Source organism: Colwellia sp. MB02u-14, from assembly GCF_014076915.1.
Classification (GTDB): domain Bacteria; phylum Pseudomonadota; class Gammaproteobacteria; order Enterobacterales; family Alteromonadaceae; genus Colwellia_A.
The window spans coordinates 123,825-135,161 of record NZ_JACGUX010000072.1 but is presented as its reverse complement, the minus strand read 5'-3'; the positions used below and the strand labels follow the sequence as shown (position 1 = coordinate 135,161).

The following is an 11,337-nucleotide window of genomic DNA, read 5'->3' as shown; positions in this document are numbered from 1 at the left end:
TTCCGCCCAGTAAAGTATAAATAATATTATATTTGTGGCTTTCCATATTGGCAAAGCGATAAATGACAAAACAACAAGTTAATTGAGGTAAACATGAGTAACGATATTAAAACTCAAGTAGTAGTACTAGGTTCAGGCCCCGGTGGTTATTCTGCAGCATTTCGTGCAGCAGATTTAGGTTTAGACGTAGTATTAGTTGAAAGCCGCAAAACATTAGGTGGCGTTTGTTTGAACGTCGGTTGTATACCATCAAAAGCATTACTTCATGTTGCTAAAGTTATTGATGATGCAGCTGCTATGGCTTCTCACGGAGTTACCTTTGGTAAGCCAGAAATTAATTTAGATAAAATTCGTGACTGGAAAGATAGTGTAGTTTCTCAACTTACTGGCGGCTTAGGTGGAATGTCTAAAGCGCGTAAAGTGACTACAGTTTATGGTTACGGCAAGTTTACTTCAGATAAAACGATTGAAGTTGAAGGCAATGACGGCGAGAAAACGACGGTTACTTTTGATAATGCTATTATCGCTGCAGGTTCTTCTGTTATCGATTTACCTTTTATTCCAAATGATGATCCACGCGTTATTGATTCAACAGGCGCCTTAGAACTTCATGATATTCCTGATGAAATGTTAGTATTGGGTGGTGGTATCATCGGTCTAGAAATGGGTACGGTATACAGAGCTTTAGGCGCTAATGTTTCAGTGGTTGAATTTGCTGATCAATTAGTACCAGCTGCAGATAAAGACATTGTTAAAATTTATACTAATTTCAACAAGAAAAACTTCAACATTATGTTATCTACTAAAGTGGTTGCAGTTGAAGCTAAAGTTGACGGTTTGTATGTGACTTTTGAAGGTAAAAAAGCACCAGCAGAACCTGTACGTTACGACAAAATTTTAGTGGCTGTTGGCCGTAAGCCAAATGGTCATTTAGTTGCTGCTGACAAAGCAGGTGTTAACGTTGATGAACGTGGTTTTATCAATGTAACGAATGAACTACGTACTAACGTTCCACATATTTTTGCGATTGGTGATGTTGTTGGTCAACCTATGCTTGCACATAAAGCGGTTCATGAAGCGCATTGTGCAGCAGAAGTTATCTCAGGTAAGAAACATACCTTTGAACCACGTTGTATCCCTTCTGTTGCTTACACTGATCCTGAAATGGCTTGGACTGGCGTAACAGAGACTGAAGCTAAAGAGCAAGGTTTAAACATTGAAGTGGCTAACTTCCCTTGGGCGGCTTCTGGTCGTGCTATCGCCTCTGGCCGTACTGAAGGTAAAACTAAGTTAATCTTTGAAAAAGAAACCGGTCGTATTCTTGGTGGTGCTATTGTTGGTATCAATGCTGGCGAAATGCTGGGTGAAATTTGTTTAGCCGTTGAAATGGGCGCAGATGCTGAAGATATTGGTTTAACGATTCATGCTCACCCAACCTTGAACGAATCCATTGGCTTAGCGGCTGAGATTTTTGAAGGTTCAATTACTGATTTGCCTAATGCAAAAGCAGTAAAGAAAAAGAAGTAATTTAAAAACTCAAGTCGTTTTTTTGATGAAATAGTAAATATTCAAAGCCAGCACACGATTGCTGGTTTTTTTTGCTCAGAAAATATATATCAATTAATGGGTATAAATATGCTTTAACGGGGTTTTTTTACTCAGGAAAAATAGATACTTAAATTAAGTAATTAAAACCATCATGTTTATATGTTACTTCTAGTCCGCCAGCGTGATTGATTATAAAAGATGAAGTAGCATTGCAGCAAAAAGTCTAGCGACAATAGTGATTGCTAAAAAAGTTAATCATCATATTTACACTATTGTTAGCATCTCAGGATAAAACACGAAAAAATCATCAATATTAAAGAAAACACATGCATTAGAAACGATAAATTTAGGCAGTTCGATAACTCTCAGTTATGGTTATAAACAAAGGGCTTGAAGATTATTTCTTAAGCCCTTTCATCTGCCAAAGATACCAGGTGTGAATGTTAAAGTACTGAGTTACTGGATATATACCTTTAATAACTCAGTAATACAGCTTAGTTATTGAACTCACAGAACGAATAGTAACAGTGTGCATTAATATCTAAAATTGATACTTGTTTGATATACTTTACAGATAGATATCGTTTGTAAATTCTGTTACTTATACATCATATAGGAAGCTAGCTATTAAAATACATCCCAGTGCTCAACAATTTTATTAATGTTGTTGTCAACTCTCCATAAATCAACTACTTGTGCGTCAGATCTAAATGTCCAGACCAAATCATCTTCAGCTAGGGTAACAAAAATGGCTATATTTGATGGTGCTGAACCACTAGATACATAACCTCTCAATCCACTACGACCATCAGGAACAAATGGATTGTGTTGTAAGTAATTCTCATCAACCAGCTCATCGATTAACGTTACATTTTGAGTATTAAAAGCATTGACATAAAAATCAGCAACCATAGTCTTGTTTGCTTCTTCAATGGCGGTATCATTATTTGAGAACGTTGTTTCATAGTCATATAAATCACTAAACACTGAATTTCCACTTTTAGTATTTGCTGTATATGTCATGGAGAAATCCTTATGCTCAGTGATTTGACCTTCTGTTAACTTATATAAGTCAATTTTAGCATTTCCAGTAAATTCGTCTTCGGGCATATTGGAATAGTGCCAATGCACAGCTACGTAATCGCCATCAGCGACGATATGCTTAACAGTAGCAACGTGTTCAGGATTAGATGTTATTAATGTAGAATAAAAATCGATACTCTCCTGACGAACCACTTCATGGAATATAAAGTCCACTGATCCTATATTATTACCATTGATAACATCATTATAAATTTGTTTTACAATAAGTTTATTAACAAATTCACAGCCAACATTGTCACATGCTGTTGTTCCAGCAGCACCCGTTGCACCTGCTTGTCCAGTTTCTCCTCTTTGTCCTATTTCTCCTGTTGCCCCTGCTTGTCCAGTCGCTCCGTCTGCTCCAGTATCCCCTCCACATGCAGAAAGGCTTAATACAGTAATTAAAGTAACCCAAAAGCTCAATTTTCTCATTTCTTTTCCCTTATTATCAATTATTTAACAACGATTTTTATTATGGTTTTATTTTAAAAATAGAATAAATTGGAACTAGATTTAAAACGTTCGAATATTGTGATAAATTACGAAATAGTGGAATATAAAAATTATAAAGAAATAATTATTTTATTATTTACATTAAAAACAAAAGGATAAGGCTTTGTTAATTAGTTTTGAGCATAAAGGATTTACATTCTCAAATTATGTTGTTAATCCACAAGCCAATTTATTGATAAAAAATGGTAGAGAAAAACGTATAGAAGCAAAAGTAATGTCTTTGTTAGTTTTGTTAACAAGTAGTAAGGAGGAGGTAGTAACCAGAAAACAAATATTTACAGCCATTTGGCCGAACGTAGTAGTTGGTGAGGAAGGTATCTCACAACTTATTTATTCATTACGTAATGCATTAGGTGACGATGCTAAAAATCCTCAATATATTGAAACTATTCCTAAAAAAGGCTATAGATTTATCGCTGAAGTGAAAATTATTGAAGCCAAAAAAAACGCTAGTCTTGTACCCGAAGTAATAACACCAAACTCTCAAAAAAATAATGTACTTAATTTAAATAAAAAGTGGTTACTTGCCAGTTGCTTGCTGGGAATTGTGGCACTGACAATCACTTGGTTTACTGAGTATGTATTATTAAAAAATAATCAACAAAAGCTCATTATTGAAAGTATTTTACCAATAACACACAATACCGGTGTCGAAGGCGACTTTTCTTTCTACAAAGATCACAACAAAATGGTATATGTTCATTCTACCGAAGAACGTGTCGACCTCTACTTAAAAACATTAAAAACAAATCAATTGAAGCAATTCACTAATGATCATTGGGTAGAATACTCACCGTTATGGTTAGATGAAAACACGCTTATATATATACGTAAAAAAGCAGAAAAATATCAAATAATTCGTCATAAATTACAACAGAAATCTGAAATTATTTATGAGTCAACATACTATATCGATAGTATAGCAATGAATTCAGTTACACCAAATGAGCTGACTTTTCTTGAAAATGATCATTACCGGCATAATAGATTAAATGAACTAAAGTCACTAAATCTGATTAATGGTAAGGTAACCTATCTGCATGATTCTCAGCTAAATTTACCCACGGAAATTGACAATCCACTATATGCTTTAGACGGTAAAACGATCTACTTTTTTGATTATAGTGATAAAGTAACACAAATAGTTGCGTTGAACTTAAAGAAGAATCGTTATAAAACTATCACTAAAAGATTTACATCAGTTGCCCACATGTCACTAATTGAAGACAAATATTTACTGATCTCAGGTGAGCTATATACTACAAAAGGGATTTGGCGTGTAGACTTAAATGATGGCTCAATTACCAGTATATTACCAAGTACCGGAGGGCAAAATATTGTCCGAGCACTTATGAAAGATGATCAGATATATTACGCCACTTATTCTGCACCTTTAAATCAAAAAATAGCCAATATCAACACACAAACAATTGATCAGTTATCAAAACTCAATAGCAATGCTAATGAATACTTCAGTATTTTTTCAAAAGACAATAGCACTATATATTTTGTTTCTAATCGTACGGGTTACCATGAGCTTTGGGCATATGATGTAAATAAGGAACACGCTAAACAAGTCAGTAAAATCGAAGCCTCATTTATCCATAGGCCTATTTTGTCGCAAGCGGAGGATTATTTGGCAGTAATCTATCAAAAAGAGGAATTAACATTGGCGATAATCTCTGTCACCAGTGGTGAGATAATCAGCAAAACCAGCATTCCGAGTATGAAATATCCTTTAGCTTGGAGCAAAAATGATGAAAGCTTGTACATTAGTGAACATAAAGGGCAAGTAAATATTTACGAATATGATCGAGAAACGTTACAACCAAAATTAATACAAAAAAAAGCGGGGCTTTTTGCCCAACAAAGTTTGGATAGTGAATCATTAACATTAGTTGATTACGAATTTGGTGGCGTAATTAAATTGAATTTAATTACTAAAGAAATAACACCGTTTAATAATTCAATAGAAAACTTAATCAACTTAAAACCCGGTCAACTCAAAGTTGTTAAGCAGTCTATTATGACAGCACAAAGCGATGGTCCCATTAGGAAAATACATAAATACCCTCTAACTAATAATGAGATAGGTAACACTAAAAATAGTGGAAGTACCTTATTAATGACCTTGCCTAATTGGTCTCGTATAACAGATTTTAATACGGATGGCATGAAAGCGTTGTTTACCACTAGTCCCATACCACAAGGTGACATTATGAAAATAGTATTAAGCCAGTAATATATTGATTTATAAAAAATGAAATAATTAATTCACCACTTAACAATAATTTAAAATAATTGCTGTTTATTTTCATTAAAATCAATAATGTAATATGTAGAAAGTGGGTTATGTTAGGGAATTAATATTAAAAATCACAACATCGGATAATTTATCAGATATAGTATATATGTCATTATTCTTTAATTATTAAACGTTGAACTAATATTTATGCTGGTTTTTATAATATAAATTATTATTTGAAAAGGACTTATTATGCGTTTATTTACTTTAGCTATTACCTGTTTTACTCTATCTGCTTGTAGCAATATAGCCACTAAGAATGGTGCTTCACAATGGGATTTTGATCACAATATTCAGTTTAAGCAAACAAAACTGGCTGAAAATAAATATCACTTAGAGGTTAACCCAAAGTCGGACACCCATTTTGATAAACTTGCTACTTTTATGATAAGACAATCTTATGAGATTTGCGGTACTTATGGTTTTACTATTGAAGTGTTAAAAGGTATTGAAAAGTTTGACGACAGAAAATCGTTTCCAAATTTAATTATGCCTTCGTTATCCGCTAATATTGAATGCGCTAGTCAGTAGAGGCATTTTGGTCAATGTAAACTCCTCCCAAATACTCCTTTAATTACGACCCAGTTAAGTGAGTATAATCCTTGCATTGCTAGGCTATTTTTAATAATGAGAAGATTAAAATAAAAAAGGATTACTTATTTTAGTTGGTAGTAAGTTTACCTCACTCAACCAAAATAAATAACCCTGGTACTTCTAAGTCTATTTAAAATAGAGTCCCTCATTAAGGACTCTATATAAGTAATTACATTACTGTAATAGGTACTGCTGGTGCAGTGTACTTAGTCGTCATCTCATGCGTAGGAGGAGCAAATCGAGTTAAATCGATACCCTCTACGGCTAACTTGTACTCTTCGATTGAAGGGAAACGACCAAGCATCGTTGAAAGTACAACTAACGGTGTAGAGCCAAGAAGTGATTCACCTTTCTTTTCTGCAGTATCTGCTACGACGCGACCTTGGAACAAACGCGTTGATGTTGCAATAACCGTATCACCGGGTTCAGCTTTTTCTTGGTTACCCATACATAAATTGCAGCCTGGGCGCTCAAGGTACATGATATTTTCGTACTTAGTACGTGCAGCATTTTTAGGTACAGCATCGTCAAATTCGAAACCAGAATATTTTTGTAAAATATCCCAGTCACCTTCAGCTTTAAGTTCATCAACAATGTTGTATGTTGGTGGCGCAACAACTAATGGTACTTTAAATTCTATCTTGTTACCTTGTGCTTCCATATTACGGAACATTTGAGCGATGATTTGCATATCACCTTTGTGAACCATACAAGAACCAACAAAACCTAAATCAACTGATTTATCAGCGTAGTATGACACAGGGCGAATAACATCATGGGTGTAACGTTTAGAAGCATCGTCGTTGTTCACATCTGGATCAGCAATCATTGGCTGGTCGATAATATCTAAATCAATCACCACTTCTGCGTAGTAAGTAGCGTTATCATCTGGTGCTAATGCCGGAGTTTCACCAGATTTAATGCCTTCGATGCGTTGGTCAGCTAAGGCGAGTAAACCGTTAAGTGTTTTCGCCTCGTTTTCCATACCCTTGTTGATCATTATCTGGATACGGCTCTTAGCAAGCTCAAGTGATTCAATTAATGTTTCATCTTCAGAAATACAGATTGAGGCTTTTGCCTTCATTTCTGCAGACCAATCAGTAAAGGTAAATGCTTGGTCAGCTAATAATGTACCGATATGCACTTCAATGATACGACCTTGGAAGACATTCTCGCCATCAAATTGCTTAAGCATTTGTGCTTGAGTAGAGTGAACTACATCACGGAAATCCATGTGGCCTTGCATCTTGCCTTTAAAAGTAACTTTTACAGACTCAGGGATTGGCATAGCCGATTCACCGGTGGCAAGTGCGATTGCTACGGTACCCGAATCAGCACCAAAGGCGACACCTTTAGACATACGAGTATGCGAGTCACCACCAATGATGATTGCACGATCGTCTACGGTAATATCATTTAATACTTTATGAATAACATCAGTCATTGCATGGTAAACGCCTTTCGGGTCACGTGCAGTAATAAGACCGAACTTATTCATGAATGCCATTAATTTAGGAATGTTAGCTTTAGCTTTGCTATCCCAAACTGACGCTGTGTGACAACCTGATTGGTATGCACCGTCTACTAATGGAGAAATAGTCGATGCTGCCATGGCTTCAAGTTCTTGACACGTCATTGGGCCTGTGGTGTCTTGGGAGCCAACAATATTCACTTTAACGCGAACATCTGAGCCAGCATGTAATGGTGTGTTCGATGTTACACCAACAGCGTTGTTATTAAAGATTTTTTCAACAGCGGTTAAACCTTGACCTTCATGAGAAATTTCTTTTGAAGTGGCATATACCGGTGGTGTTGCTACGCCAAGTGTTTTAGCAGCGAACGTTTGTAATTTTTTACCAAATGTTACCGCGTAAGAACCACCTGCTTTCATGAATTCTACTTTCTGTGGTGTGAAGGCTGAAGATATATCCGCAAGCTCTTTGTCACCGTTGTACAATTTCTTCGCTTTGGTATCAATAGTTAATACGGTACCCGTCGCTACAGAATAAGCTTCCTCTAAAACTGTATCACCATTTGCATCAACAACGGCTTTGCCACTTGCATCTACTTTCTTCACCCAGTTTTTAAGGTCAAGGCCAATACCGCCAGTTACATCAACGGTTGTTAAAAAGATTGGAGAAATACCATTAGTACCCGCAACTACCGGTGCAATGTTAATAAACGGTACGTATGGGCTTGCTTTTTTGCCTGCCAACAGTGCAACGTTGTTAACACCCGACATACGAGATGAACCAACACCCATAGTGCCTTTTTCAGCAATTAACATCACTTTCGCATTAGGATGCTTAACTTGTAATGCGAGTATTTCTGCTTGAGCTTCTGGTGTGCTCATGCATTGGCCATGTAATTCACGGTCAGCACGAGAATGAGCTTGATGACCCGGAGATAATAAATCAGTTGAGATATCACCTTCACCAGCAATATAAGTGACTACTTCAACTTTTGCTTCAACTTCAGGTAACTTAGTGAAGAATTCAGCTTGGGCGTAGCTTTCTAAAATATCTTTCGCAAGTGCGTTGCCTGCTTTAAATGCAGCTTCAAGACGGACTGTATCCGCGTCATATAAAAACACTTGAGTTTTTAAAACTTCTGCCGCTGGTTTTGCTACTGCTGCGTCATCAGATAATGCTAAATCAAGAAGTACCTCAATTGAAGGGCCCCCTTTCATATGAGATAACAATTCAAAAGCAAACGTCGGGGTGATTTCTGCGACAACTGACTGAGCTAGAATAATTTCTTTTAAAAATACAGCTTTTACACCTGCAGCACTCGTTGTGCCCGGTAAAGTGTTATAAATGAAAAAGTTAAGGGAATCTTCGCGATGCTCACTTCCAGAATCTTTAATTTGAGCAATGATTTCTGATAATAGATCGGCAGAATCAATGGGTAGAGGCGCTAATCCTAGCTCATTCTTACGATTTTCAATTTCTTTAATGTACGCTAAATATAGACTCATTTAAAACTCTCTCTAGTTCTAATGTGCTAATAACATTGTCATCATTAGCAAGTAAAAATTTTGCTTATAGTTTACCTGATTTTTGAGCTACTACGAATCATTTGATTAAATAAGTATTATTCACCACAGTGATAACTAATGGAAAGTCTAGTTGTAGTGGTTATGTTGGTATTATTGTGTGTTGATAATATTGTAAAAGTGAGGTGAATTTCACCCTTTAGTCGAAAGGTTTACTTTACGATATACTCATAATTGCTCATATTATAGCCTGAGCATAGATTGGGCATGGTCATTTATCGATGTTTTTTAGCTGCTACGGTTGGTTAATCTGTTATTAATGGCCTAACTTTTTAAGGACATTTTTCATATGACTTTTAAAATTCTTCTCATCTTTTGATAAACCACAGTTAAACCGCGATGTTGTTTTACCTTGAAGGCCGATAACCGATAAATCTTCAGTTAACGTACAGGTACCCTTATCATCTTTTGTGATACTAAAGCCATTCCCTACCTGACTAGCTGTTGAGCCAATTATCTTCTTTTGTGTATCCTCCACAAAAGAGTGCGGAACATAACTCGGTGTACCATGCATTAACGTGCCTGTATTAGATTTAACGAAGTTTTGCATGGCTTGGTCGATGATTTGCTGATTAATTTTATCTTTAAGGCGAGATAAGTTTTGGGAAGTTGTGCGGTGTTTTACCTCATCAGGCTGTTGTTTTTTTAGCGGAGCAGTTATCGCTTTTTTTAAAGGACTTGATGGTTTAATTTCTGTCTTTTTTTGTGCTAATTTTTTCTGTTCACTATCAACGGGAATTACTTTTTCTTGCTTATTTTCAATCGGTTCATAATAGATAAAACTATTAATAGGTACTTTTTTTGGTATTTTGGTAAAATTATCGATCGGTTTGTCTTTCGTATGACTTAACAGTAAAACAACAAGGATATGGAAAATAATAGAGAGAAAAATGGCAAATTTATAACCTTGTATTGTAAAACTCCTTGTAAATACCCTTATTATATATATGTTTACGGTATTGATTTTAATAAAAAACTTATTATTAAACATTCAAGTTGACGACTTGTGACTCAGCTAAATAGACCATAGATAAAAAGGTAAGTTCATCTTCTTGATGGTTTTTTATGGCTAAGTGTTTAAGACCTTTGAAACGATACTATAGATAGTGTATTAGGGATAAATAAGCAACTCTGTCAATTGTTACTTATTTGTAAAGTAAAGTGGCACTTTGTAAATTAGTGATTTTTTTTGTGTTAACAATAATAATGTAAACTAATATTTATATATTGAATTTCTAATGATTTCAGGGCATTATTACTAAAATTAAATTCATATAAAGGACTATACCATTGAATTATAGAAATATAATTTTAGCATTTTCTTGTGTTGCAATATCTGCATGTACCTCTTCAACGAGAAGTACAATAAATAAACCTCTAAATCCACCTTCACAAATAAGTAAAGTCATTGCTCAAGCTCCTGAAAAGTCGCTTAAACGAGTTGTTGCAATAAGTCGTTTTAGTGATGAAACAAAACGTGGAAATAGTTTTTTTGTTGATAAAAATAACAATAGAATAGGAAAACAAGCATCGGATATTCTATCCGCTCGTTTAACTGAAAGTGGCAAGTTTTTAATGCTTGAACGCTCTGATTTAGCTGCCTTAGATAATGAGAATAATCTCAATGGTGATGAATCAAATACTGTCGCCGCAGATTATATGATCATCGGTTCAGTATCTGAATACGGACGTTCAACTACCAGTGAAGTTGGTGTCTTTTCTCGAAATAAAATTCAAAAAGCTAATGTCACAGTCAATATTCGATTAGTGAATACAAAAACTTCCCAAGTTCTTTATTCTGAAGAGGCTACGGGTGAAGCTTTGTCTGAAGCAAACCATGTCTTAGGCGTAGGAGAACGCGCTGGATACAATACTTCTCTAGATGATAAAGCACTTTCGGCGGCTATATCTAAGTTAGTATCTAATGTAATGGAAAATTTATTAGACTCACCTTGGCAGGCATATTTCCTTAGTAATGTGGATAATCAATTATTTATGTCTGGCGGTGAAGAACAAGGAATAAAGCTTAGTGATATGTTTCAGGTTTTACAAAAAGGTAAAAAGGTAAAGAACCCTCAAACGGGACACTTCATTGAGCTTCCAGGTAAAAAAGTGGCGAAAATTAAAGTATTAAATTTCATTGGTAAAGGTCTTAATTCACTTAGTATTACAGAGATAGTTTCTGGAAGTATTGATGAGAGTAAGCTTACAGACTATGTGATTAGAGAATTATAAGGAT

Annotated in this window: 7 protein-coding genes; 4 read left to right on the top strand and 3 right to left on the bottom strand. The window is 35.3% G+C overall.

The window, feature by feature from the left end:
* Nucleotides 1–93: 93 nt before the first annotated feature.
* Nucleotides 94–1,527, top strand: coding sequence for a dihydrolipoyl dehydrogenase (gene lpdA, locus H4J52_RS10160; protein ID WP_182179540.1), 1,434 nt, complete (start codon nt 94–96; stop codon nt 1,525–1,527).
* 648 nt (nt 1,528–2,175) lie between these two features.
* On the opposite strand, the gene H4J52_RS10155 is transcribed toward lpdA, so the two are convergent.
* Nucleotides 2,176–3,063, bottom strand: a complete 888-nt coding sequence (locus H4J52_RS10155) for a nuclear transport factor 2 family protein (RefSeq protein ID WP_182179542.1) — start codon at nt 3,061–3,063, stop codon at nt 2,176–2,178.
* 184 nt (nt 3,064–3,247) lie between these two features.
* Between H4J52_RS10155 and H4J52_RS10150 the strand changes: the two genes are divergently transcribed.
* Nucleotides 3,248–5,386 (top strand): winged helix-turn-helix domain-containing protein, encoded by a 2,139-nt coding sequence (locus H4J52_RS10150; RefSeq protein ID WP_182179544.1) that lies wholly within the window; start codon nt 3,248–3,250, stop codon nt 5,384–5,386.
* A 255-nt stretch (nt 5,387–5,641) separates the two neighbouring features.
* Nucleotides 5,642–5,980: a hypothetical protein gene (locus H4J52_RS10145; RefSeq protein WP_182179546.1), complete on the top strand. Its 339-nt coding sequence runs from the start codon at nt 5,642–5,644 to the stop codon at nt 5,978–5,980.
* A gap of 232 nt (nt 5,981–6,212) precedes the next feature.
* Here the strand turns inward: H4J52_RS10145 and H4J52_RS10140 are convergent, their stop codons facing one another.
* Nucleotides 6,213–9,020 (bottom strand): bifunctional aconitate hydratase 2/2-methylisocitrate dehydratase, encoded by a 2,808-nt coding sequence (locus H4J52_RS10140; protein ID WP_182179548.1) that lies wholly within the window; start codon nt 9,018–9,020, stop codon nt 6,213–6,215.
* A 334-nt stretch (nt 9,021–9,354) separates the two neighbouring features.
* Nucleotides 9,355–10,089 carry a cell envelope integrity protein TolA gene (locus tag H4J52_RS10135; RefSeq protein WP_182224600.1) on the bottom strand — a complete coding sequence of 245 codons (735 nt, stop codon included), beginning with the start codon at nt 10,087–10,089 and terminating at the stop codon, nt 9,355–9,357.
* A gap of 299 nt (nt 10,090–10,388) precedes the next feature.
* Between H4J52_RS10135 and H4J52_RS10130 the strand changes: the two genes are divergently transcribed.
* Nucleotides 10,389–11,333, top strand: coding sequence for a CsgG/HfaB family protein (locus H4J52_RS10130; protein WP_182179552.1), 945 nt, complete (start codon nt 10,389–10,391; stop codon nt 11,331–11,333).
* Nucleotides 11,334–11,337 lie beyond the last annotated feature (4 nt).